Origin of the sequence: Blautia liquoris (assembly GCF_015159595.1) — a bacterium.
GTDB lineage: Bacteria > Bacillota > Clostridia > Lachnospirales > Lachnospiraceae > Novisyntrophococcus > Novisyntrophococcus liquoris.
Map to the genome: position 1 here is coordinate 1,167,462 of NZ_CP063304.1, position 25,117 is coordinate 1,192,578.

Below are 25,117 nucleotides of genomic sequence, written 5' to 3' on the forward strand. Positions count from 1 at the left end.
ATGCTGCGCTATATTGGAAAACGCATGCTTTCATTGATACCGATTCTGATCGGGATCACGTTTCTTTCATTTGCGCTGATGCACACGACATCGGCGGATGCAGTGGATATCATGGAAAACAATACAGGAATGGTTTTGTCGGAGCAGGCGAAAGAACAGGCAAGAAAGGATATGGGCCTTGATAAGCCGTTTCTGGAACAATATATGATATGGCTAAAGAACCTTTTATCAGGCGATATGGGTAATTCGTATGTATCAGGAAAACCAGTGCTGCAGACAATATTGTCGAAACTTCCGGCGACGCTTTTACTGACGCTGACTTCCATCCTCACAACAGTCTTTATTTCAGTGCCTCTTGGAGTTTTGTCGGCTGTAAAAAAGAATTCTGTCTTCGACTATATACTGAGGTTTTTCAGCTTTATCGGGAATTCTATGCCGGGATTCTTTGTGTCGTTGCTGTTGATTTATTTTTTCTCTGTGAAAATGAAGCTTTTCCCGGTCATGGGAAGTCAGGAAGGACTTAAAAGCATCATTCTTCCGACACTTACGCTGTCGATTGCCATGTCCTCAAAATATACAAGACAGATTCGAGCGGTCGTATTAGAAGAGATGAATAAAGATTATGTTCTCGGGGCGAGGGCAAGAGGCGTGAGTGAAAAGACAATTCTTTTTGCCAGCGTGTTAAAATCCTCTATGATGACGGTTATCACACTGCTATCACTGTCTGTCGGTTCTCTGCTTGGAGGAACAGCGATTGTTGAGACGATCTTTATGTGGGATGGGGTTGGAAAGATGGCAGCTGATGCAATTATGATGCGCGATTATCCAGTGATTCAGGCATATGTAATCTGGATGGCAGCGATTTATGTGATTGTAAATCTTGTAAGTGATATCTTCTATCATGCCTTGGATCCGCGTGTTCGACTGGCAGGGGAGGAAACATGAAGCAAAAGATGAAAATATCAAGATCAGTTTCCAGTCAGAAAAAGAATCATGTCAAGCTGATTATTTTGTTGATCCTTCTTGGGCTTATGCTGTTTTGTGCTGCATTTGCAAAATATTTGACGCCATATGATCCTTATGAACAGGACTTATCGCAGGCACTGAAAGCACCGAATAGCAGTCATCTGCTCGGCACAGACCGCTATGGCAGAGATATGCTCTCCAGAGTGATTTTGGGTTCGAGGAGTACAATTTTTTCTACTCTTGCCCTGGTTAGCGTGATCAGTATTGTGGGAATCGCCGTGGGGACCTTCTGCGGATATGTCGGAGGCAGGGCAGACTCCGTGATTATGAGAATTTCGGATGTTTTTTTGGCATTTCCCGGGATGGTATTTGCCATCGCAGTTGCTGGCGTCCTGGGCGGGGGCATCTCAAATGCCGTGATTGCCCTGGCCTGTATCTCATGGCCGAAGTATGCCAGACTTGCAAGAGGTCAAGTACTGACACAAAAGAATATGCCTTATATTGAGGCGGCAAGGCTCTCAGGATGTGGGACGACAAAGATCATCTTTCGTCATCTGGTTCCAAATGTTCTGGGACCGATTGTGGTGACGGCCTCTCTTGATGTCGGGACGATGATGATGGAAATCGCCGGCTTGTCATTTCTGGGTCTCGGGGCAGTTCCTCCGGCAGCGGAATGGGGATCTATGATGAGCAACGGCAGGAGTATGCTGCAGACATCACCATGGGTAATTCTGGCTCCTGGATGTGCAATCTTCCTCACGGTTGTACTGTTTAATCTTCTTGGAGATACTGTACGGGATATTATGGATCCACGGGATGCACAGACATAAGTGAGAACGAAAGGTTTGGGAGAATCAATATGATAAAAAAGAAAATAACAGGAGTATTCCTCCTGACAGCTTTGATAACATCGACTCTTTTGGGGTGCGGGAGTGGTGAGCCTTCAAAAAGAAACGAAAAGACGGAGGAATCTGCTTCCAATCATACAGAATCCAAGAATGGAAAAAAAGTCTTTAATTATGGAACAACCGCATACGGAGTTGAGATGGGCAACACGGGTTTAAATCCGCATGACAACTATTCCGGATGGTCGACGGTTCGGTATGGGGTTGGAGAGACTTTGTTTAAGTTTACTGAAAACATGGAACTAAAACCGTGGCTTGCAAAAAGCTATGAGCAGGTGGATGAAAATACTGTGAAGATCACGCTGAAGGAAGGAATCAGATTCAGCAGCGGAAGATCTCTGGATGGACAAGCAGTAAAGGAATGTCTTGAGGATCTGATTGCCGTCAATGACCGTGCACCGGAGGACCTTAAGATATCATCGATCACGGCGGACGGACTTGATGTGACCATTTCATCTAAGGAGAAAGTACCGGCACTTTTGAATTATCTTTCGGATCCCTATGGTGCGATCATTGATATGAAATATGGGGTGACAAAGGATAAAAATGTTGCCGGCACAGGGCCGTTTATTGCCACCTTTGTCTCGGACGAGCAGATCAGTCTGAATAAAAATCCCGATTATTGGGGAGGACAAGTAAAGATGGATGAAGTCAATGTAAAGGAGATCGTGGATGGCGATACGTTGACGATGGCGCTTCAGTCCGGTGAGATTGATGCTGCCCAGGGACTTCCATATGCAAGTCTTGAGCTGTTTCAAAACAATGATGATTTTAAGATCAGCACGGCTGATACTTCACGTACTTTTTTTACACAGCTAAACCAAAAGACACCGGCACTTCAGGATCCGGATGTGAGAAAAGCGATCGCTATGGGAATTGACAAAGAGGGATTTACGAAGACTTTGCTTCAGGGAAATGGCTCTCCGGCAACGGGTCCTTTTCCGTCGAATTTTACATTCGGTGACGAGCAGGTGACGGCAGAGAAGTACAACCCTGACAAGGCGAAGGAGCTGCTTACAAAAGCAGGTTATGAAGATTTTGATGGTGACGGATATCTGGATAAAGATGGAAAGACTCTGACTCTTCGGTGGCTGACTTATCCGGGACGCCAGGAACTTCCTCTTTTGGCCGAGTCCGCTCAGGCGACTTTGAAGAAGATCGGAATTAAAGTAGATATCAATAACACCCAAAACAGCCAGGATTTTCTGGATAAAGGGGAATGGGACATCTATGCAAGTGCATTTGTCACTGCTCCGACCGGAGATCCGGAGTATTTCTTCACGACACATTGTCTGAGGGAATCCGCAAAGAACAGGGGTGATTATTTTAATGATGAGCTTGAACAGCTGGAAGGACAGCTTCATAATGAATTTGATGTAGAAAAACGCGGGGAATTGGCGGTTTCGATGGAGCAGTTGATTTTAAATGATAACAGCTTTATCTTTGCATCTCATCTTAAGATGTCATTTGTGATGAAATCCAAGGTGAATGGGTTTGAAGCACATCCTTCCGATTATTATGAAATTACGAAAGATCTGGATTATAAATAAAAGGAGTCAAGATGGATCCGATCCTTAATGTCAGACATCTGGAAATTAAATATGGGGAAATGCCTGCTGTATCTGATGTAAGTCTGGAGCTGATGCCGGGTGAGGTCCTTGGTGTCGTGGGTGAATCAGGAAGTGGGAAAAGCACACTCATACGTGGAATCATGGGACTTTTAGGTGCGGGGTCCCAAATCACAGAAGGTGACATCTGTTTTCAGGGAAAAAAGCTCCTGGATCTCGAACAGCGAGAACGCAGAAAACTTATGGGTCAGCAGATGATGATGATTTTTCAGAATCCCCAGGCTTCTCTTGTTCCGATACGGACAGTGGAAAAGCAAATTTACGAGGCAATATCAGAAGGAAGCAGGAAAAGAGCGGGTGTTTTAAACCGCAAAAAAGTCAGGGAGCAGGCTCTTGAGGCATTTGCAAAGATAGGACTGAAAGGTGGAGAACAGATTTTGAAATCCTATCCTTTTCAGTTGTCCGGTGGTATGAATCAGCGTGTCTGTATTGCGATTGCAATGATGCAAAGACCTCAACTGCTCTTTGCGGATGAGCCGACCAGTGCACTCGATGTCACAGTACAGTCCCAAGTTCTAGATGAGCTTGTAAAACTTAAAAGCCTTTCTGGAACAGCAATCGTAATTGTAACCCATAATATTGGTATCGTAGAGCGTATCGCGGACAAAGCAGCCGTGATGTATCAGGGAAGATTGGTTGAATACGGCTCGAAAGATGAGGTAATACAACATCCCAGAGAAGAGTATACGAAAAAACTATTAAACGCAGTTTTGCACTTGGAAAGGGAATAAGATGAAGACGGTTCTGGACGCAAAAGATCTGGTAAAGACTTATCATAAAGGTAAATCAATGCTATGTGCTGTTGATCATGTCAGTCTTACAATCCATCAGGGAGAGTGTCTTGGACTGGTGGGGGAGAGCGGAAGTGGAAAAAGCACACTTGCCAGGATGATCACCAGCCTTGTCGAGTCGGATCAAGGAACGATTCTCTTGAATGGAAAAGTCCATATGGTATTTCAAAATCCGCAGGATTCCTTTGACCCGAGACGCACATTGGGGGATGGCATTATGGAAGTGTTCAGGAATCACGGTGTTTCAAAGGCAGATGCCAAACAGCAGATGAACAAACTTCTTTCGATTGTGGAACTTCAAAGCGAGATGACTTCCAGGTATCCACATCAGGTAAGCGGTGGACAATGTCAGAGAGCTGCAATTGCACGGGCGATCGCCATGCATCCGGATCTTGTCATCTGTGATGAGGCAACGAGCGCACTGGATGTCACAGTTCAGGCTCAGATCATAAGGCTGCTTAAAAAATTGCAGAAAGAAAGCGGGATTTCCTATCTGTTTATCAGCCACGATCTTGCCCTCGTACAGGCAATGTGTTCAAGAGTTGCCGTGATGCACAAGGGAAAGATTGTGGAGCAGGGAAGTGTTTCCAAGATCATAAAACATCCAAGGTCGGATTATACCAGAACACTAATTAATTCTGCAATTTAAATAAAAACCGAAAAATTTTAAAAAATCTCTTGACAATGATATATCGGACGTATATAATACAACATAATTCAATAAAAAAAACAAACCGTTGAAGCGAAGATAACAGCTTATCGTGCATTCACAGAGAGCCTGAGGTGGTGGGATTCAGGTAAACGCAGTTTGCTAAATGGATCGCTGAGGGCATGAGGGAAAGAGCTGTAAGGCTTTAGTATAGCATGACGTATGGGCGTACGTGAGTCGCCGGAGATATGATAGTATCTTGCTAAGCGCACAAGGGGGATTTTTCTCTTGTGAATCAAGGTGGCACCGCGAATTGACTTTTCAATCCGTCCTTGACATTACTTAAATTGGTAATGTCAAGGGCGGATTTTTTGCTCTGACAAGAAGGGAGGGTCTATGAATGAGACACAGATGACAGAAGCTAAAAGGTTGGCAGCAACTGGAAGATATCATGTGATGCCGGTGACAGAAGAAATGTTGTCAGATCTTTACACACCGGTTGGGGTGCTGAGGACACTGCAATATGTGAGCAGTCACAGCTTTATACTTGAAAGTGCTGAGGGTGAGAAAACCTGGGGACGCTACAGCTTTCTAGGATTCGAGCCAAAACTGGAATTCTGCTGTAAGGATGGGATCTGTCGGACACGGGAACTGTGTCCGACGGGTGAGGGACGGGTAAGCATTCAGACTTCATGTCCCGAAAGGTTAATCCGGGAGCTGATTGCGAAGTATCGGTCTCCCAGGATCGAAGGCCTCCCCCCTTTTACCGGTGGTCTGGTCGGGTATTTCTCCTATGATTATATCCGGTATGCCAAGACAGGTCTTGATATAGAAGCCGTTGACGATGCGAATTTTAACGATGTGGATCTGATGCTGTTCGATCAGGTTATTGCATTCGACCATTTGAAACAGAAAATTATTTTGATGGTTGGGATGTCGCTGGATGGCGATATTGATAAGGACTATGAACATGCGAAAATCCGTCTGGAAAGGCTGAAAGGGCTGGTACGAGGCCGCAGGGAGAAACATCCGGAGACCTTGAAACTTTTGACACCCCCCCAGGCACTTTTCACGAGAGAAGAATATTGTGAGATGGTCTGTGAAGCTAAGAGATATATCTATGAGGGGGATATCTTTCAGGTAGTGCTTGCCAATCGGATATTTGCAAGGAAGGAGGGGAGCATCTTCGATGTGTACCGTCTGCTTCGGAGCTCGAACCCTTCTCCCTACATGTTTTATTTATCCGGAGATGACATTGAACTGGCTGGGGCCTCGCCGGAGACACTGGTCAAACTGAAAGAGGGAATCCTTCATACTTTTCCTCTGGCAGGTACCAGAAAGCGAGGCGAGACAAGAAAAGAAGATGAGAAATTGATGCAGGAACTTCTTTTGGATGAAAAAGAACTTGCTGAGCATAACATGCTTGTAGATCTCGGCAGGAATGATCTGGGAAAGATCAGCAAGGTCGGCACCGTATGTCTTGAGAAATATCAGAGCATCGAACGTTTTTCTCATGTGATGCATCTTGGATCCACAGTGAAAGGAGAAATTGCTGAGGATAAGGATTTCATGGATGCGATTGGCGCTGTACTGCCGGCAGGAACGCTTTCCGGAGCTCCAAAGATCAGAGCCTGTGAGATTATCGATAAGTTGGAAGGACACCGGAGGGGAATCTATGGCGGAGCTGTTGGATACATCGACTTTACCGGAAATCTGGATATGTGTATTGCAATCCGTATGGCTTATGCAAAGAAGGATGAACTTTATGTGTGTTCTGGAGCAGGAATTGTGGCAGAAAGTGTTCCGGAGAATGAGTACCAGGAATGCCTGAATAAAGCGATGGCGGTTATGGAGGCAGTGGAAGATGCGGGAAAGGAGATGGATGTATGATTCTTTTGATTGATAATTATGACAGCTTTACCTATAACATCTATCAGATGCTGGCCGATAAAGATCAGGTAATTGTGATCCGAAACGATGAAAAGACAGTCGAGGAAATAATTGAAATGAAACCGGACGCCGTTGTTCTGTCACCCGGACCTGGGAGACCTGAAAACGCCGGAGTTTGTATCGATGTGGTGCAAAAGTTAGCCGGTAAACTTCCCATTCTGGGTGTGTGTCTCGGACATCAGGCCATCTGTCAGTCATTTGGAGGAATAGTCACACACGCGAAACACCTCATGCATGGAAAGTCCTCGGAGATTATCGTGGATCCAAAAAGTACGATTTTTTATGGCTTATCAGATAGATTGTTGGTGGGAAGATATCATTCTCTTGCAGTAAAAAGAGAGGGACTGCCAAAAGAGCTGAAAGTGACCGCATATTCCACAGACGGCGAGGTGATGGGTGTGGAACATCAAAGATTTCCGATATATGGACTTCAGTTTCATCCGGAGTCTATCCTGACACCAGATGGAAGCAAAATGCTCCAGAACTTCTTGAATGTCGGATAACTCTTGTTGTGCGACAGGTGAATAAGAAATCGATCGTCATTGAAATCAAACAGAAAAAGAGAGGAGTAGGAAATTATGATCAAAGAGGCGATATTTAAACTAGTTAAGCGGGGTGACTTATCCTATGAGGAGGCACATCAGGTGATGGATGAGATTATGGAGGGAAAGGCAAGCGATGTACAGATGAGCTCCTATCTGACGGCACTTAGCATGAAAGGGGAAACGATTGAGGAGATCACTGCATCGGCGGCTGGAATGCGAGAGCACTGCATCAGACTTCTCTCTGATGTAAATGCTCTGGAAATCGTGGGAACGGGCGGAGATGGTTCGAATTCTTTCAACATATCCACCACGTCAGCACTTGTCATCGCCGCAGCGGGTGTTCCGGTTGCAAAACATGGAAACCGAGCGGCTTCGAGTAAATGCGGAGCAGCCGATGTGCTCGAAGAACTGGGTGTGAATATCTGCATTTCTCCTGAGAAAAGTGCCAAACTTTTGGAGGAAATCGGGATTTGCTTTCTCTTTGCACAAAATTATCATTTTGCGATGAAATATGTGGCACCCGTAAGAAAAGAGCTGGGAATCCGGACCATTTTTAACATACTCGGCCCTCTTGCGAATCCGGCAGGAGCAGACATGGAGTTGATAGGGGTCTATGATGAAACTCTTGTCGAACCGATCGCTCATGTGCTGAAAAACCTTGGGGTAAAAAATGCTATGGTCGTGTATGGACAGGATAAACTCGATGAAATATCTATGAGTGCCCCGACTTGTGTGTGTGAGATCCGTGATGGCAAATTCAATTCTTATACGATTACCCCGGAGCAGTTCGGATTTGTCTTTTGTACAAAAGATGAACTGACAGGCGGAACGCCGGCAGAAAATGCTCGAATTACCCGGCGGATCTTATCCGGTGAGGAGAGGGGAGCGAAACGAAATGCCGTGCTTTTAAATGCCGGTGCCGCACTCTATATTGCAGGAAAAGTGCAGACGATGAAAGAAGGCATATTCCTTGCGGCAGAGATAATTGACAATAAAAAAGCTTTTGAGAAGCTGGAGCAGTTTATTCAATCTTCCAACGAAGGAGAGGAGGATAATGCAGCGGAATGATCTTAGATGAGATTGCAGAGAAAACAAGAATAAGGATTTCCGAGAAAAAGAAACAGGTACCGCTAAGCGAAATATGCAGGGTAGCTCAAAAAAGGACAGCTGTGGAAAAGGGAGCAAACGGCGGCTTTACATTTCCGTTTGAAAAAGCGATTGGCAGTGGCGGAATCTCTTTTATCTGTGAAGTGAAAAAGGCGTCCCCATCAAAAGGTGTCATTTCTGAAGATTTTTCCTATCTTCAGATTGCAAAGGAATACGAGAACGCGGGGGCCGATGCTCTTTCTGTGCTGACAGAGCCATATTACTTTCAGGGAAATGACAGATATCTGCAAGAGATTGCAAAAGAGGCAAGAATTCCAATTTTGAGAAAAGATTTCACAGTAGACCCATATATGATTTATGAAGCGAAACTGATGGGAGCCTCGGCGGTACTTTTAATCTGTGCCTTACTCTCAGATGAAGAGTTGAAAAATGATATCAAAATCTCACATGGTCTGGGGCTTTCCGCATTGGTTGAAGCCCATGATGAAAAGGAGGTATATCGTGCGATTGCCTGCGGGGCCAGAATCGTCGGTGTCAATAATCGCGATCTGAATACGTTTCAGGTAGATCTGAGTACAAGTGTTCGCCTGAGAAGTCTGGTGCCAAAATCCGTTTTGTTTGTGTCGGAAAGTGGAATAGCGAACCCATCGGATATAAAAAAACTGAAAGAGAACAAAACAAATGCGGTTTTGATTGGCGAGACGATGATGAGAAGCCAGGATAAAAAATCGTTGATAAAAGATCTGCGGGAGGTGTGAACATCCAATGAAAATTAAGATTTGCGGTTTAAGCAGAGAGGAAGATATTGATGCTGTGAATACTGTTCTTCCGGATTATGTTGGATTTGTATTTGTACCGGGAAGCACAAGATATGTCAATTATGAGCATGCCCAAGAATTAAAAGGAAAACTTTCAAAGAAGATTTCTGCGGTAGGGGTATTTGCTGATGAGGAACCTGAGATGATCGAATGTATGGCAAGAGACGGAATCATCGATCTGATACAGCTTCACGGAGATGAAGGGGTAAACGATGTTGAAACGTTGAAGAGAGTATGTGGCATTCCGATAATTAAGGCTATATCCATGAATTCTTATAAACATCGGGAGAGCATAAGAAAGTTTGAAGAGAGCAGCGTGGATTACCTGCTTTTGGACAGTGCAAAGGGTGGAAGTGGTCAGATGTTTGATCACAGGTGCATATCTAATATAAAAAAGCCGTTCTTTCTCGCCGGAGGACTTACATCTGAAAATGTCGGTGAAATATTAAAGGATGTTCCAATCGTGCCATATGCTGTGGATATGAGCAGCGGAGTGGAGACGAACGGCAGAAAAGACAAGGAAAAAATTTGTAAAGCAGTCAGGAGGATGAGAGATGTCGAGAGGTAGATACGGTGAATTCGGAGGACAGTATATTACAGAGACACTGATGAATGAATTGATTAAATTGGAGAAGAATTATGAGTATTATAAGCAGGATCCTGCATTTTGCGGAGAACTGACAGAGCTGTTAAATAATTATGCAGGGCGTCCGTCCCGTCTTTACTATGCAGGTAAAATGACGGAAGATCTGGGTGGGGCGAAGATCTATCTGAAGAGGGAGGATTTGAATCACACAGGATCTCATAAGATCAACAACGTGCTCGGACAGGTGTTACTCGCGAAACGGATGGGTAAGACGCGTGTGATTGCAGAGACTGGGGCGGGGCAGCATGGTGTGGCTACAGCGACGGCGGCAGCTCTTCTGGATATGGAGTGTGAAATCTTCATGGGAAAGGAAGATACCGATCGTCAGGCATTGAATGTCTACCGAATGGAACTTCTGGGTGCAAAGGTTCATCCGGTTATCAGTGGTACGCAGACCCTAAAAGATGCGGTCAATGAGACCATGCGAGAATGGTCGACAAGAGTGGAAGATACCCACTATGTTCTGGGATCTGTCATGGGACCACATCCATTTCCTATGATGGTGAGAGATTTTCAAAGTGTAATCAGCCGCGAAGCAAGAGAGCAGATCTTAAAAGCAGAGGGAAAGCTGCCAGCGGCCGTGCTCGCTTGTGTAGGCGGCGGAAGTAATGCGATGGGTATGTTTTATAATTTCATAGCGGATAAAAAGACCCGTCTGATCGGATGTGAGGCGGCGGGAAGAGGGGTGAGTACCGGACAGACTGCAGCGACAATGTCCGTTGGGACCATCGGTGTTTTCCATGGGATGAAATCCTACTTCTGTCAGGATGAAAATGGGCAAATCGCACCGGTTTATTCAATATCAGCAGGGCTCGATTACCCTGGTATAGGGCCTGAGCATGCTCATCTTCGAGATATAGGAAGAGCGGAGTATGTGCCAATCACCGATGACGAAGCCGTTGATGCGTTTGAATATCTGGCAAGGACAGAAGGGATTATCTGCGCAGTAGAGAGTGCTCATGCAGTGGCTTATGCTAGAAAACTGGCACCGACAATGGATAAAGATACTAGTATGATCATCTGTCTGTCCGGACGTGGAGATAAAGATGTTGCAGCGATAGCGAGATATAGAGGGAAGGAGATTTATGAGTAATATAAAGGATGCATTTTTAAATGGAAAAGCTTTAATCGCGTTTTTGACAGCGGGAGATCCATCACTGGATAAAACAGTGGATTATATACTGGCGATGGAACAGGCAGGTGCTGATCTGATTGAAATTGGAATTCCATTTTCTGATCCGACGGCAGAAGGAGTGGTGATTCAGGAGGCGGATATAAGAGCTCTTAAAGCAGGGATGACCACGGATGGAGTATTCGAGATTGTAGAAAAAGTACGGGAGAAATGCAAGATTCCGCTAGTATTGATGACGTATCTGAATCCTGTCTTTCATTATGGCTATGAAAGATTCTTTGAAAAATGTGAGGCTTTATCGGCTGATGGAATTATTGTTCCGGATCTTCCCTTTGAGGAGAAGAAAGAGGTATCTGAGGTTGCTGAAAAACACGGCGTGGATGTTGTATCCATGATCGCACCAACTTCAAAGGAACGAATTCAGATGATTGCAGAGGATGCAAAAGGATTTCTCTACGTTGTCTCATCTATGGGAGTGACCGGGGTGAGAACGAATATTGAAACAGATCTATCATCTATTATGGCATCGATCCGGGAGGTGACAGACCTCCCGGCAGCAGTGGGATTTGGCATCAGCACACCCAAGCAGGCCCGTGAGATGGCAGCGGTATCCAATGGGGCGATCGTAGGAAGTGCAATTGTGAAACTGATTGAAAAATATGGGGAAGATGCACAAGAACCATTGAAAGAATATGTCAGAGAAATGAAGGCAGCCATGAGAATGCAGCCCGATTAGAAGGGATTTGAATTCGAGATGTTAAAATAATGCATCTGCTATGATCTGTTTTATTAATAAGCAGGACATAAAGTGATTGTGAGAAATAATGGATACAATGAGAATCCGGAAGCTCATCTTCGGGTTCTCACTGTATTCAGGGATGTAAATTAAGAGTTTATCCATCTCCGGGTATTTTCTATCATCCACTTACCTAGCTGGCCCATGCCTTCTCCTGTTTTTGCGGAGATGAAGATAATTTCTATATTTGGATTCCTCATTCTGGCGTTTTTGATCAGCTGTTGTTTGTCAAAGTCAAAGTAATCCATGACGTCAATTTTATTGACGATCAGCAGATCACATTTTTCATACATCAAAGGATATTTTAATGGTTTGTCATCACCCTCTGGCACGGAGAGGATTGTAGCGTTTTTCGCTGCACCAGTATCGAATTCAGCCGGGCAGACAAGATTTCCTACATTTTCCAGGACCACCAAATCCATATCTTTTGTGCCGAATTCTGACAGACCCTGTCTTGTCATATCAGCATCGAGGTGGCACATTCCTCCGGTATGTATCTGGATCGATGGAATTCCGGCATCTTCCATAATTTTGGCATCGACGATAGAGTCAATGTCTGCCTCCATCACGCCCATATTTAGTTGACCTTTTAGCTCTTTTGCAAGAGCCAGTAAGGTTGTTGTCTTTCCGGAACCCGGTGAAGACATCAGGTTGAGAAGAAATGTCTTCTCCTCTTTCATCTGCTTTCTTAATTTTATTGCATCCTTGTCATTGTCTTCAAAAATACTTTTTTTGACTTCGATAACACGAATACGGTCTTTTGTTATTGCATCACTCATGTTAGTCCCCCCTATTTCGCCTATGATTGACGAACTGATTTATCTTACAGCGGTTCATATACCTGGTAAGGCTGAGCACTGTATACTATTGTTTCCTTAATAATAACATTCAAACCCAGTCTAATCAACCATTGTAGAAGGATTTTGAGTATAAAGATTGTGAGAAAGAGGGAAATTAACACACACATCATCTGGTAATGTGTTATAATTTTATGTAAGATTATATAGAAGAGCGAGATAAAGGATTAGAATGAACAATATAGTATTAAATCTTGAAAATGCAGTGTCAACGGGACTTTTTGATCAGTCGGTTCGATCCGATGACACTCTTCGTCCCCGACTACTCTACAATGATATACACAAAGGAAACAACATTTTAGTCGAACTGGAACAAAATCTTCTTGATTGTGATTCCTTCTGGTTTTCAGTGGCATTTATCACAAAAAGTGGATTGGTTGTACTGAAGGAAACACTTCGTGAGCTGGATAAAAATAATATAAAGGGACATATTTTGACGACGGACTATCTTTCATTTAGTGAGCCAGATGCCTTCCGTGAATTGCTTAGATTTTCTAACTTAAAGGTCAGGGTTTATACCAGAGAGAATTTCCATACGAAAGGCTATATGTTTACCAAGGACGGCTTGCGGACTTTTATTGTTGGAAGCTCGAATCTGACACAAGGTGCGCTGAAGGCGAACAAAGAATGGAATCTGAAGATCACATCTCTTGAACAAGGAAAGCTGATACAGGAGACGGAAGATGAGTTTCAGGTCATGTGGGATCAGTCCGTGACTTTGACAGAGGAATGGATTACGGATATCTATGAACGGGTTTATATTAATAGGAAGAAAGAACGAAAAGCTCAAAAGATAGAACGTATTCGTACTTACACACTGGAGCCAAATATGATGCAGCGTGAGGCAACAAAGGCTCTGATAAACCTTCGTAAAGAGAATTCGAAAAAAGCGATATTAATCAGTGCAACTGGCACAGGGAAGACATATCTCTCTGCATTTGACGTGAGAAATTTCAAGCCTCATAAGATGTTGTTTTTGGTACATAGAGAGCAGATTTTAAAGCAGGCAATGGAGAGTTTTAAAGACGTTCTTGGAGAACATATCGATGCCGGTTTATTGTCGGGTAATTATCATGATTTTAAATCAGATTATCTCTTCTCAACAATACAGACGATGTCAAAGAGTGAAATGATGAAACGCTACAAGCCGGATTATTTTGATTATATCGTGATTGACGAGACTCATAAGGCAGGAGCGAATTCGTATCTGAAAATTATCGACTATTTTAAGCCGAAGTTTTTGCTTGGCATGACAGCAAGTCCGGAACGCACGGATGGATTTGATATTTTTTGTCTGTTTGACCATAACGTTGCATATGAGATTCGTCTGCAGCAGGCGATGGAGGAAGACCTTCTCTGTCCGTTTCATTACTTTGGAGTCACTGCTCTTACAGTTGATGGAAATACGATTGATGATAATACGGAGTTTCGTTATCTGGTTTCTGAAGAACGTGTCACCAATATTATCGAAAAGGCAGAATTTTACGGTTTCAGTGGAGATCGCGTGAGAGGGCTCATTTTTTGTAGTAAAAATGAAGAAGCAAGGGAATTATCTCATTCGTTTAATAAAAAAGGATATCAGACAGTTTCCCTTTCCGGTGCTGATAGTCAGGAAAAGAGAGAGATCTGTATAGACCGTCTGGAGAAGAGGGAGAGGGAAGGCGGACTTGATTATATCTTTACCGTAGATATTTTCAATGAAGGTGTTGATATTCCACAGGTGAACCAGGTGATTATGCTCCGACCGACGGAATCGTCGATTATCTTTGTACAGCAGTTGGGACGTGGTCTTCGAAAAGCAGAAGATAAGGAATATGTGGTAGTCATTGATTTTATCGGAAATTATCAGAAGAACTTCCTGATTCCGCTTGCGTTATCAGGAGACAGAACGTATAACAAGGATAGTATACGAAAGTATGTGGCTGAGGGAAATCGTGTCATTCCAGGATGTTCTACAGTCCATTTCGATGAGATTACAAAAAAGAGAATCTATTCGGCGATTGACGCTGCCAATTTCAATGATATTCGTTTCCTTAAAGAAAATTATCAGCAGCTGAAATATCGCCTTGGCAGAATTCCAAAGATGATTGACTTTGACAAATACGGTGAAATGGATGTCATGCATATCATAGAAAATAAGTCCCTGGGATCCTACTATAAGTTTCTGATGAAATACGAAAAGGATTATGAGGTTCGCTTAAATCCGAAAGAGGAGAAAACCATAGAGTTTATTTCTAAGAAATTTGCTTCTGGAAAGCGTATTCATGAGTTGCTGCTCTTAAAGAGGATGATATATTATCCAAATAACCTGTTTGCACTTTTGAAAAGAGATCTGAAACAATATTATCAAATTGAAATGGAGGAGAAGACAGTAGTTAATATAGAAAACATTATGACTAACGAATTTTCCACTGGTTCTGCCAAAAAGACATATCAGGATTGTGTGCTGATTCGACCAGATGGAAAAGATTTTTCCATATCGGAAAGTTATGCCGAGATGTTGGGAAATCCGAATTTCCATCATATTGTGGAAGAAATCATTGATTTTGGAATCACAAGGTACAATGCGGGATATTCTGACCGGTATATGGATACGAATTTGCAGTTGTATTGTAAATATACATATGAAGATGTCTGCCGTCTGCTGGATTGGAAAAAAGGAGAGGTCCCTTTAAACATTAGTGGATATAAGTACGATGAAGATACGAAAACATATCCGATATTCATCAATTATGATAAGGAAAATGATATTCAGGACACCATTCGGTATGAAGACCGCTTTCAGGACTCATCGACATTGCTTGCGATTTCAAAATCAGGGCGCACGATTGAGTCAAAAGATGTTACGATTGCGTTACATGCAAAGGAACTGGATGTTGATCTGGAACTCTTTGTCCGAAAGAACAAGGACGATAACATTTCGAAGGAATTTTATTATCTTGGAAGAATGTATGCAACTGGTAAAGTGAAAGAATTCACCATGCCAAATACCAGCAAAACGGCTGTAGAGATTCAATATAAATTATGCACACCTGTACGTGATGATCTGTACGAATATATAACAGGTTGAGACGAACGCACGAATATGAGGGTATGAATTATGGCTGAGAACGAAGAAAAAGTTAAAACAACAAATTACAGAAAAAACAAATATAGGATTTATATCGGAACCTATGACAAACCTCTTATGACAGGTGACGGCTCTATATTCCTCGGAAAGGGAGACGGAATACAGATTCTTACCATGGATGCAGAGGCAGGCAGGGTTATTTATCAGGGTCGAAACCGGGAGACATCGAATACTTCCTGGATTAATTGTGCTGTAGATGGGAAGATACTATATGTGGTGAATGAACTGGACGAATTCGAGGGAAAAGAGACTGGGGCAGTCAGCTCGTTTTCCCTGGAGGATAATGGGGAGATAAACGTGCTTCAGACAATTTCCTCAGAGGGACGGGCTCCCTGCCACTTAGGGGTTAGTCCAGACGGACATGGGATGGCCGTGGCAAATTACAGCAGTGGAAATATTGTGCTTTATCGGTTAAAGGGTGATGAAACGTTTGAACATTCGCAACAGATTCAGTTGGATGGAAAAGGACCGAACAGCATACGACAGGCAGGTCCGCATGCACACTGTGTTCTGTTTGACCGAACCGGGTCACACCTGCTGGTCACGAATCTGGGGAATGATACCATTCGTGTATATACATATAGAAAAGATTTAATTCAGATAGATGAAAATTCCATCTTTGTTTATAAAGGCAAACCTGGATCAGGACCGAGGAGTATGGATTTTTCTGCAGATGGGAAGTATCTGTATGTGACCAATGAATTGGACGGATCGATATCGGTTCTCTCTTATCAGGAGACTTCAGGGCAGCTGACATGCATACAGAATGTACCTGTAAATGAATGGAAAGATGAAAGCGAAAAGGATGCCGCAGGCCTTGCTATTTCACCGGATGGTCGGAATCTTTATATGACAACACGTAATATCAATCAACTGATGGGGTTTCACAGAGACCCAAAAACTGGTTTGCTAAAGCATATTCAGTCCATTGAAACCGCAGGCGCCAACCCCAGAAGTCTGGCAATTTCGCCAAATGGGAGATGGTTAATTGTGGGAAATCAGGATACGGATAACATTACAATTTATGAAAGAGATCCGGTGGATGGAAGACTACATATTACAGAGAAACTACAGGTTAATACGCCTGTATGCGTTCAGATCTTTTAAAATTATGAGAAAGGGGAAGATATATTATGGACTTGAACAGTCAGCGAGTAAGAGCACTGGCACCTGAAAATGATCCCTTAAAGATGGGGATGGGTTGGAGTGCCTGCGATTTGAATAAGCCACAGATTATGGTGGAGAGCACATTTGGCGATAGTCATCCCGGAAGTGCACATCTGAATAAGTTTGTGGATGAGGCGCTAAAAGGAATCTCCGATATGGGAGGAAAAGGTGCCCGGTATTTTGTTACGGATATCTGTGACGGAATCGCTCAGGGACATGATGGAATCAACTTTTCACTTGCTTCCAGAGATATGATTGCAAATATGATTGAAATTCACGGAAATTCGACTGGTTTTGACGGCGGTGTCTTTATCGCCAGCTGCGATAAGGCAGTTCCTGCTATCCTGATGGGACTTGCTCGACTTGACATGCCGTCGATCGTGATCACTGGCGGTGTCATGGATGCGGGTCCTGACTTACTTACGCTGGAGCAGATCGGCGCATATTGTGCTATGTATCAGAGAGGTGAGATATCAGAGAAAAAACTCACCTATTATAAACAGCATGCCTGCCCATCCTGCGGAGCTTGCTCATTTATGGGAACGGCTTCGACAATGCAGATTATGGCGGAAGCACTGGGACTTATGCTTCCGGGATCGGCATTGATGCCGGCAACCAGTGAAGATTTGAAAAAGATGGCTTACAAAGCGGGTAAACAGGTTATGAAACTTGCTAAAAAACATGTCAAGGTAAGTGATATTGTGACGATGGATTCCTTTGAAAATGCAATTATGGTACATGCGGCAATTTCGGGCTCTACGAATTCACTGCTCCACATTCCGGCTATGGCCCATGAAATGGGATTTGAAATTGATTCCGATACCTTCGACCGCATGCATCGTGGTGCACATTATCTCCTGGACATTCGCCCTGCGGGGAGATGGCCAGCCGAATACTTCTACTATGCCGGGGGTGTACCTGCAGTCATGGAAGAAATCAAGTCTATGCTGCACCTTGACGCCAGAACGGTGACCGGAAAAACGCTTGGAGATAATCTGGAAGAACTAAAGTCAAATGGATTTTATGAAAGATGCAGGGATTATCTCAAGAAAAAAGGACTTGTACGCACCGATGTCATCCGGACATTTGGCAATCCAATCGGAAGAGACGGAACCGTGGCGATCCTAAAAGGCAATCTTGCTCCGGAGGGCTCTGTGGTCAAACATTCAGCAGTTCCGAAAGAGATGTTTCAGGCAGAGCTTCTTGCCAGGCCTTTTGATTGTGAAGAAGATGCAATTTCAGCGATACTCTCTGGAAAGATCAAGCCGGGTGATGCTGTCTTTATCCGCTATGAGGGACCAAAAGGTTCCGGTATGCCGGAAATGTTCTATACAACAGAGGCTATTTCCTCCGATCCGGAACTGGGACGCAGCATTGCACTGATCACAGATGGAAGATTCTCCGGGGCATCCAAAGGTCCCGCAATCGGCCATGTATCTCCGGAAGCGGCCGCAGGCGGACCCATAGCGCTTGTTGAAGAAGGAGATGTGATTCAAATCGATATCCCCGCACGTTCCCTGAACATTATCGGAGCAAAAGGCAAAAAACTTCCGAAGGAAGAGATTACAAAGATTCTTGGAGAGCGGAAAAAGGCATGGGAGCCAAAAGAAGAAAAATATAAAAGTGGTGTCCTGAAACTCTATTCACAGCACGCAGTATCGCCTATGAAAGGCGGATTTATGAAATGATCCAACATCAAAAAACAGGGTTTTATCATACTTTTTTTAAACTTAGTTTTTTTATAATTCTTCAGAATGTTGTGACGATCAGTGTGAACCTATTGGACAATGTGATGCTGGCTCGTTTCAGTGAACCCGCTATGGCGGGTTCATCCATTGTAAATCAGATACAGTTTGTCTATCAGCAGGCGATCACGGCACTTGCTGAGGCTGCGGTTATTATAGGAAGCCAGTATTGGGGAGCGAAGAAAGAGAAACAGAATCGGGACATCGTCCGCTGTGCTCTGAGAGTGGGAATAGTGGTTTGTATCGTGATGTTTGCAGTAGTCAGTATCTTCGATCGACAGATTTTGTCATGCTTTACGAAAGACACAACGATTTTGTCTGAGGCAGAGAAGTATCTGTCAATTATACGAATCACGTACATATTTTCCATGATCTCTACGATACTCCTTGGATTCTTAAGAAGTAGGGAGATCGTGAAGATCGGATTTGTGGTTTCTGTGGCTGCACTTTTGACAAATGGTTTTCTCAATTATCTGCTGATTTTTGGAAAGGCGGGTTTTCCCCAAATGGGTATCAGGGGCGCTGCAATTGCTACGCTGATCTCACGTATTGTCGAGCTTTTCATCGTTGTGATTTATACGATAAAGAAAATCCATAAATCAGAGAATCAGTCATCTGTTCATACGTATGATGTGTACAGTAATCCGATTACCCCAGGTCTTTTAAACGATTATGTGAAATGCTTACTACCTCTTATGGGCACAGCAGTTTTATGGAGTCTGAGTTCAGCTCTTCAGACGGTGATTCTGGGTAATATGAGCAGCGTGGCCCTTAGTGCGAATGCAGTATCCTCAAACCTCTTTTTAATGGTAAAGGCGGCTGCGACAGGAACGGCACTTGCCGGCGGAGTTATGATCGGAAAAGCAATCGGTGAGGGAAATGAACAGGCGGTGAAAGTGACTTCAAAAAAATTACAGATTGCATTCTTCTTAACAGCGCTTGTCGGGGCTTTAGCTCTCTATCTGATCCGAATTCCGGTACTCAGATTCTATCATATCTCTCCTGAGACGAAACATCTTGCAGATCAGTTTTTGATTCTTATGAGCATCATCTATATCGGAATGGGATATCAGATGCCTGCCAGTGAAGGCATTATTAAAGGCGGCGGAAGTCCTTCTTTTATTCTGGTTATGAATCTGATCAGTATATGGGGCATTGTACTGCCGCTTTCCTGGTATCTGGCATTTGAGAAACAGGCTGCGCCAATTGTAGTATTGGCAGTACTCAATTCAGATCAGGTATTCAAGTGTATACCGGTTTTTATCAAGATAAATTATGGACATTGGATGAAGAAATTGACGAGAGAGGAATCAATATAATTTCAACAGTTCCGTAAGGTCATTCAGGTCTTCCTGTATCTGCTGTCCGATATCGGTATCTTTCACCATCACGCGTTGCTTTTCTTCTTCTACAATAACGGAATCAGAGTCGATATCCAGATTTTCCGTGATGGCCTTTTGCACGCTCTCGAAAGGTTGGTGGGCCTTCAGACGAAGACCGTGTGAGTTATAGATCAGTGTGTATCCTGCGATTCCTGTCGTGTCATGGTAGCGTCTGCAGAAACCACCATCGATTACAATCAGCTTTCCGTTTGCGCGGATCGGAAGTTCTCCGTCTTTCGCGCGGACGGGGGTATGACCATTGATGATATGTGATTGATCGGAATAAAGTCCAAAATCGCGCAGAATCATATTACATGTCTTCTCATCTTTATAAAATGAATAGTAGGGATTCTTCTCCTCGTCCCACGCCGTCGAATCAAGCAGCCAGGTTCGCTCGAAAGTTCGAATTCGCCGTCCTGTTAGAGGTGATTTAATGCTGCCCCAGAGAAACCACATGAAATCAATTGCATTTTTATTCCCATTCCATGCTTTTCGAATCATGGAGTCAACATAATCAAAGTAGTCTTTTCCTTTATATTTCTTTCCATACAATTCAATTATATCGAAATTCCCCTGATCATCCAGCGGAACACATCCGTGATAGAGTAAATTCTGATTATAGACTTTGTAGACACTGCCTTTTTCGTATAAAAATGTCATGTGTTCCTTTAACCTGGAACTGTGCAGAAAATCCAGACGCAGATTTTCCATAATTTCATCTTCCTTAAGCGTCAACTGATATGGATTTGACTCGTCAAGTGTCGGAAAGTCGGTTTGACGCATGTTATATGTTTTGCCGTCTTTTGAAAAGTCTCCCATATCGGGATTGATATATTCGAGCAGCAGACGGTCGGCCATGCCGTATTCGGGATGATCTTTCAAAAGAGAACCTTCCAGTTTGAATAAAATAACTGTCATTGCCTGAAAGGAAGCCTTCATCGGATCAGATTCCCGATATGTTTTCTGCGCAAAAATCACAAGTTCCCTCAGGCAGATGCCGTATTCATTTTCAAGAATTGAAGGGTTCTGATACTTCAGATTGCTTTGAATAACCTGTGCTGCACAGACAGGATTGCCACAGGCGGCCCCCATCCACAGAACATCGTGATTTCCCCACTGAATGTCTATGGAGTGGTGAGCCATCAAAAGATCCATGATCTTGTCAGCACTTGTGCCGCGATCGTAGATATCGCCGATTATATGCAGATGGTCAACGGCCAGCCGTTTAATCAGATCGGCGAGAGCAATCAGGAATTCATCTCCATTATGTATCATCAGGATCGTATCCATAATTTTTAGATGATAATGTACTTGATTATCGTCTTCATCTTTTTGCACATGAAGCAATTCATCAATAATATATGAAAAATCGGCAGGCATGGCCTTACGGACTTTCGAGCGGGTATATTTAGATGACAGCAATTTAGCAATCTCAATCAGCTGGTATAGTGTCATGCGGTACCAGTCATCGGATAAAGCCTTCTGATTTTCAAGCAATTGGAGCTTTTCTTTTGGATAGTAGATCAATGTACACAATTCCTGCTGTTCCAATTCACTTAATTTGTCATCGAAAAGATAACGGATCTTTTCTCTGATCACACCGGAGCAGTTGTTGACGATATGATAAAATGCCTCGTACTCCCCGTGCAGATCACTCATGAAATGTTCTGTTCCTTTTGGCAGATTCAAGATAGCATTCAGATTTATGATCTCGCGGCAGGCAGCCTGCCGTGTGGGATATTTTTCAGCTAAGACTTTTAAAAATTTATTTTTTATATCCATGTTTTTCCTCACTACATGTATTTGTACGTATTTGTACTTATTTCTTCATTATACCTTTATACGCTATACAATGGTAGAGATTATTGATTTTTTAATGGAAATACTGTAAAAATGCATAAAAGCATTTATAATGTATTTAGATTGTGTGAGCACTAAGTGCAAAGTAATCGCAGTCTCATAATATAAAAGGGTGCAGGGAGGAAGCAAAGATGTATCGTGTATTATTTGCAGAGGACGAAATGTTGGTCAGGCTGGGTATGAAGAATTCAATTCCCTGGGACGAGTTTGATATGGAGCTGACAGCTGAGGCAGATAACGGGGAAGACGCCTATGAATTATTCCTGAAAATCAGGCCCGACTTAGTGATCACCGATGTGCGGATGGACAAGATGGACGGTTATGAATTGATACAAAAAATAAGAGCAGTTGATGAAGAGTGTGCGATTCTTGTTGTGACATGTCTGGATGATTTTGAGACAATCCGAAAGATGATTCCGTACCATATTATGGGATACATATTAAAAGCAAGCATGAATATGGACGAGATCTTTGAGGCATTGAATAAAGTCAGAGAATACTTGATCAAGATTGGGAGAATTGGTGTAAACGAAAAAAAGGAAAAACTACAACCAGAAGAGCAGATTAAAGAATTCTTGGCAGGGAAAACAGAGAGACTTTTATGGCCGGGTGAAAATCGGATGAAGGAAATGATGATTTTCTCTCTTGAGGAAGAGGAGCAGCAGAAGATAAATGAACTGGCAATGAAACTTATCCGTGAACTGATAGAACGTCAGATCTCGGATAGTATCCTGATCGAAACAGGGGACAAAGGCCTGTGCCTGTTTTCTGAGAAGCAAGTGGAGGATTTTGGACGTGTTTCAGAACTTATGATTCGTTCTATAGAGACTTTTCTGGGAGTTCATTACAAAATAAAAGAAGGAAAACGGAATAAAGATGAAAATTTAAAAGACTGGTATCATAGATTGCAGCGAAAGAGTGAAGACCATATTGAAACAATCAAATGCGATAAATTAATTAAGGATGCGGTCGAGTATATGCACAAGAATCATGAGCAATCGCTCACCCTGAACGAAATATCAAAAATTATGGGAATTAGTCCCAGCTATTTTTCTCATCTGTTTAAAAAAGTAACTGGAAAAAATTATATCGAATATTTGAATGACATTCGTTTGCAGGAAGTGAAAGCCGAGCTGCTCGTCAGTGATCAAAATATTTCAGTAATAGCGGAAAACCACGGATTTCATAATTTAGAGTACTTTAGTCGATATTTTAAAAAAGCTGTGGGTATCTCTCCGGCAAAGTGGAGGCAGCAGAATCGATGAGTAATAAAAATAAGACGGACTGGAAATTGAAGTTAATGTTATCAATTTTGATAGGAATGATATCGGTAATTGTTTTGCTTTTCGGGATCACATATGGATATTTTGTGAAAAAATTGTCCGCTAATAATGAGCGTATTGTTAATATGTCCTTTAAAGAAACAGAAAAAAATCTGAAGGAGATGATTGAAAATTCAGAGCTGGAATTAAATCATCTGATCAATAATCCGCTTATGTGGGAGTTCTCCGAGTATAACTTTTCTGATGTCCTAAAAAAATCGATTAATACAAAAAATGTCATTCATGAATTTGATGAAATCCTGTCAAAAAACTCGGATTACTATGGTGTGGCAGCTCTCTGCGGTGACGAACGAACGGTGGTATCGACCAGTGAGAAAAAAAGCAGATCAGGTCAGACGTATATAACGGAGGAGCTGAAGCAGATGATGAAAGAATGTAAACATACCTATCCGTATGCTGTCTGGGTAAGTTCCGAAGACTTGAGGATACCAGATCATAGCCCTCTGCAGATGATCATCAATCGTCCTGTGCTTTTGGGTATGAAAGCTATGGAAGAGAATGATACAGTAGAAAAAGACAGTTATCTGATCATTGCAATAGACGAGAATGAGGTCCAGAAAAGTTATGAACCGGTTGTATATAATCATAGTAAGGCAGTTCTTACAGACAGAGAAAATAAAATTATATCAGCTACGGATAAGAAAATGATCGGAACAGGATTTAATCCAGATGATGCAAGTCAAAATATAGAATATCAGCTTTCGTATATGGGGTGGAAATTAGTAAACATGATTCCGAAAGAAAGTTATCTAAAAGATGCTCATGATCTGAGAAATTTTGGCCTTGTGATCATTGTATTGGCTTCAATCGGAGTGTTGATTGTTGCCATTATATGGTCAAAAAAATACAGTACACCGATTGAATGGCTGATGATCCAGATGGAACAAGTTAGAAACGGTCAATTAAATATTGAGAAACCAGCAGCAAAAGGATGGCCGGAACTGGATCGGCTGAATGATGAATTCTACTACACAATCGACAAGCTAAAAAAATATATTGAGAAATTAAAGGTGGTGGAACAGGAAAAAGCAAAAGAAGAGCTTCTGGCCTTACAGTATCAAATTAATCCCCATTTTTTGTACAATTCATTGAACTCGATTCGATGGATGGCTATGATGACAAATAATACAAAAGTAGCAGATTCTTTGGTTGTTCTTACAAAGATTATTATGCCGATTATGAAAGATCCAAGTTTTACCTGGAAACTTTCCGAGGAACTGGAATTTATAGAAAATTATATGGTTATGATGCAGCTGAGATATGGAGATACCATGGACTATCAGCTTGACTGTTCAAAGGGGTTGTATCATGAAATGTTTCCTCGTTTTATTCTTCAGCCGGTGATAGAAAACTGTTTTGTACACGGAAGTTCCCCGGATAACATACTTCATATTCATGTTTCTGTAAGGAAGACGGAGATGTTTTATATATGCGTATTTAACCGCGGGGCATCTATGAGTAAAGAACGTGTTGACAAAGTTAATCAAATGCTTGGGAACAGCCAAAACTCAATAGAAAACATTGGGTTGTCTAACATCAGCAAACGTCTGAGACTACTTTATGGATATAGTGACGTATGGATTGAATCAGATGTAGAAGGCGTTCGGGTAAATATTCGTTTTTGACTTATTTATTCATCATAATTACTGGGAATCGAAAAATAAGTCAAATAAAAGTGACAGATTAACGAACTTCTTAAG

The 25,117-nt window shown here is 42.7% G+C and carries 20 protein-coding genes; 18 read left to right on the plus strand and 2 right to left on the minus strand.

What is annotated here, in order from left to right:
- The 12 genes from nikB to trpA all read left to right on the plus strand — a co-directional run bounded on the left by nikB (position 1) and on the right by trpA (position 11,873).
- Positions 1 to 945: a nickel ABC transporter permease gene (gene nikB, locus INP51_RS05255; RefSeq protein WP_193736675.1), complete on the plus strand. Its 945-nt coding sequence runs from the start codon at positions 1 to 3 to the stop codon at positions 943 to 945.
- Entirely contained in the window at positions 942 to 1,796 is an 855-nt protein-coding gene (gene nikC / locus INP51_RS05260; RefSeq protein WP_193736676.1) for a nickel transporter permease, read from the plus strand. Before nikB ends, nikC begins: the two co-directional genes overlap by 4 nt.
- 29 nt (positions 1,797 to 1,825) lie before the next feature.
- Positions 1,826 to 3,421 carry an ABC transporter substrate-binding protein gene (locus INP51_RS05265; protein WP_193736677.1) on the plus strand — a complete coding sequence of 532 codons (1,596 nt, stop codon included), beginning with the start codon at positions 1,826 to 1,828 and terminating at the stop codon, positions 3,419 to 3,421.
- An 11-nt stretch (positions 3,422 to 3,432) separates the two neighbouring features.
- Entirely contained in the window at positions 3,433 to 4,230 is a 798-nt protein-coding gene (locus tag INP51_RS05270; RefSeq protein ID WP_193736678.1) for an ABC transporter ATP-binding protein, read from the plus strand.
- A gap of 1 nt (position 4,231) precedes the next feature.
- Positions 4,232 to 4,939 carry an ABC transporter ATP-binding protein gene (locus tag INP51_RS05275; protein WP_193736679.1) on the plus strand — a complete coding sequence of 236 codons (708 nt, stop codon included), beginning with the start codon at positions 4,232 to 4,234 and terminating at the stop codon, positions 4,937 to 4,939.
- A gap of 396 nt (positions 4,940 to 5,335) precedes the next feature.
- The gene (locus tag INP51_RS05280; RefSeq protein WP_193736680.1) at positions 5,336 to 6,829 is read left to right on the plus strand and encodes an anthranilate synthase component I family protein; all 1,494 of its coding nucleotides are present in this window, start codon (positions 5,336 to 5,338) and stop codon (positions 6,827 to 6,829) included.
- Positions 6,826 to 7,392 carry an anthranilate synthase component II gene (locus INP51_RS05285; RefSeq protein WP_193736681.1) on the plus strand — a complete coding sequence of 189 codons (567 nt, stop codon included), beginning with the start codon at positions 6,826 to 6,828 and terminating at the stop codon, positions 7,390 to 7,392. The genes INP51_RS05280 and INP51_RS05285 overlap by 4 nt, the downstream gene beginning before the upstream one ends.
- Positions 7,393 to 7,467: 75 nt before the next feature.
- Positions 7,468 to 8,502: an anthranilate phosphoribosyltransferase gene (gene trpD / locus INP51_RS05290; protein ID WP_193736682.1), complete on the plus strand. Its 1,035-nt coding sequence runs from the start codon at positions 7,468 to 7,470 to the stop codon at positions 8,500 to 8,502.
- Entirely contained in the window at positions 8,499 to 9,299 is an 801-nt protein-coding gene (gene trpC / locus INP51_RS05295; protein WP_193736683.1) for an indole-3-glycerol phosphate synthase TrpC, read from the plus strand. The genes trpD and trpC overlap by 4 nt, the downstream gene beginning before the upstream one ends.
- Before the next feature lie 7 nt (positions 9,300 to 9,306).
- Positions 9,307 to 9,927 carry a phosphoribosylanthranilate isomerase gene (locus tag INP51_RS05300; protein ID WP_193736684.1) on the plus strand — a complete coding sequence of 207 codons (621 nt, stop codon included), beginning with the start codon at positions 9,307 to 9,309 and terminating at the stop codon, positions 9,925 to 9,927.
- Positions 9,914 to 11,098: a tryptophan synthase subunit beta gene (gene trpB / locus INP51_RS05305; RefSeq protein WP_193736685.1), complete on the plus strand. Its 1,185-nt coding sequence runs from the start codon at positions 9,914 to 9,916 to the stop codon at positions 11,096 to 11,098. The genes INP51_RS05300 and trpB overlap by 14 nt, the downstream gene beginning before the upstream one ends.
- A complete protein-coding gene (gene trpA, locus INP51_RS05310; protein WP_193736686.1) occupies positions 11,091 to 11,873 on the plus strand; it encodes a tryptophan synthase subunit alpha in 783 nt (260 codons plus the stop codon). Before trpB ends, trpA begins: the two co-directional genes overlap by 8 nt.
- Positions 11,874 to 12,022: 149 nt before the next feature.
- Here the strand turns inward: trpA and hypB are convergent, their stop codons facing one another.
- Positions 12,023 to 12,712, minus strand: a complete 690-nt coding sequence (hypB, locus tag INP51_RS05315; RefSeq protein ID WP_193736687.1) for a hydrogenase nickel incorporation protein HypB — start codon at positions 12,710 to 12,712, stop codon at positions 12,023 to 12,025.
- 250 nt (positions 12,713 to 12,962) lie between these two features.
- On the opposite strand from hypB, the gene INP51_RS05320 reads away from it, so the two are divergent.
- From INP51_RS05320 to INP51_RS05335, 4 genes are read left to right on the plus strand one after another with little or no spacing between them, the layout of a single operon-like run.
- Positions 12,963 to 15,860, plus strand: a complete 2,898-nt coding sequence (locus tag INP51_RS05320; protein ID WP_193736688.1) for a DUF3427 domain-containing protein — start codon at positions 12,963 to 12,965, stop codon at positions 15,858 to 15,860.
- 30 nt (positions 15,861 to 15,890) lie between these two features.
- Positions 15,891 to 17,027 (plus strand): lactonase family protein, encoded by a 1,137-nt coding sequence (locus INP51_RS05325; protein ID WP_193736689.1) that lies wholly within the window; start codon positions 15,891 to 15,893, stop codon positions 17,025 to 17,027.
- 26 nt (positions 17,028 to 17,053) lie between these two features.
- Positions 17,054 to 18,775 (plus strand): dihydroxy-acid dehydratase, encoded by a 1,722-nt coding sequence (gene ilvD, locus INP51_RS05330; RefSeq protein WP_193736690.1) that lies wholly within the window; start codon positions 17,054 to 17,056, stop codon positions 18,773 to 18,775.
- Entirely contained in the window at positions 18,772 to 20,151 is a 1,380-nt protein-coding gene (locus tag INP51_RS05335) for an MATE family efflux transporter (protein ID WP_193736691.1), read from the plus strand. Before ilvD ends, INP51_RS05335 begins: the two co-directional genes overlap by 4 nt.
- On the opposite strand, the gene INP51_RS05340 is transcribed toward INP51_RS05335, so the two are convergent.
- On the minus strand, positions 20,143 to 21,996 hold the full coding sequence (locus INP51_RS05340; RefSeq protein ID WP_193736692.1) for a fructose-1,6-bisphosphatase: 1,854 nt from the start codon (positions 21,994 to 21,996) through the stop codon (positions 20,143 to 20,145). The genes INP51_RS05335 and INP51_RS05340 overlap by 9 nt on opposite strands.
- A 209-nt stretch (positions 21,997 to 22,205) precedes the next feature.
- Here INP51_RS05340 and INP51_RS05345 point away from each other — a divergent pair, with 209 nt between their 5' ends.
- Positions 22,206 to 23,339, plus strand: coding sequence for a response regulator transcription factor (locus tag INP51_RS05345; protein ID WP_193736693.1), 1,134 nt, complete (start codon positions 22,206 to 22,208; stop codon positions 23,337 to 23,339).
- Positions 23,336 to 25,042, plus strand: a complete 1,707-nt coding sequence (locus tag INP51_RS05350; protein ID WP_193736694.1) for a sensor histidine kinase — start codon at positions 23,336 to 23,338, stop codon at positions 25,040 to 25,042. The genes INP51_RS05345 and INP51_RS05350 overlap by 4 nt, the downstream gene beginning before the upstream one ends.
- Positions 25,043 to 25,117: the final 75 nt, after the last annotated feature.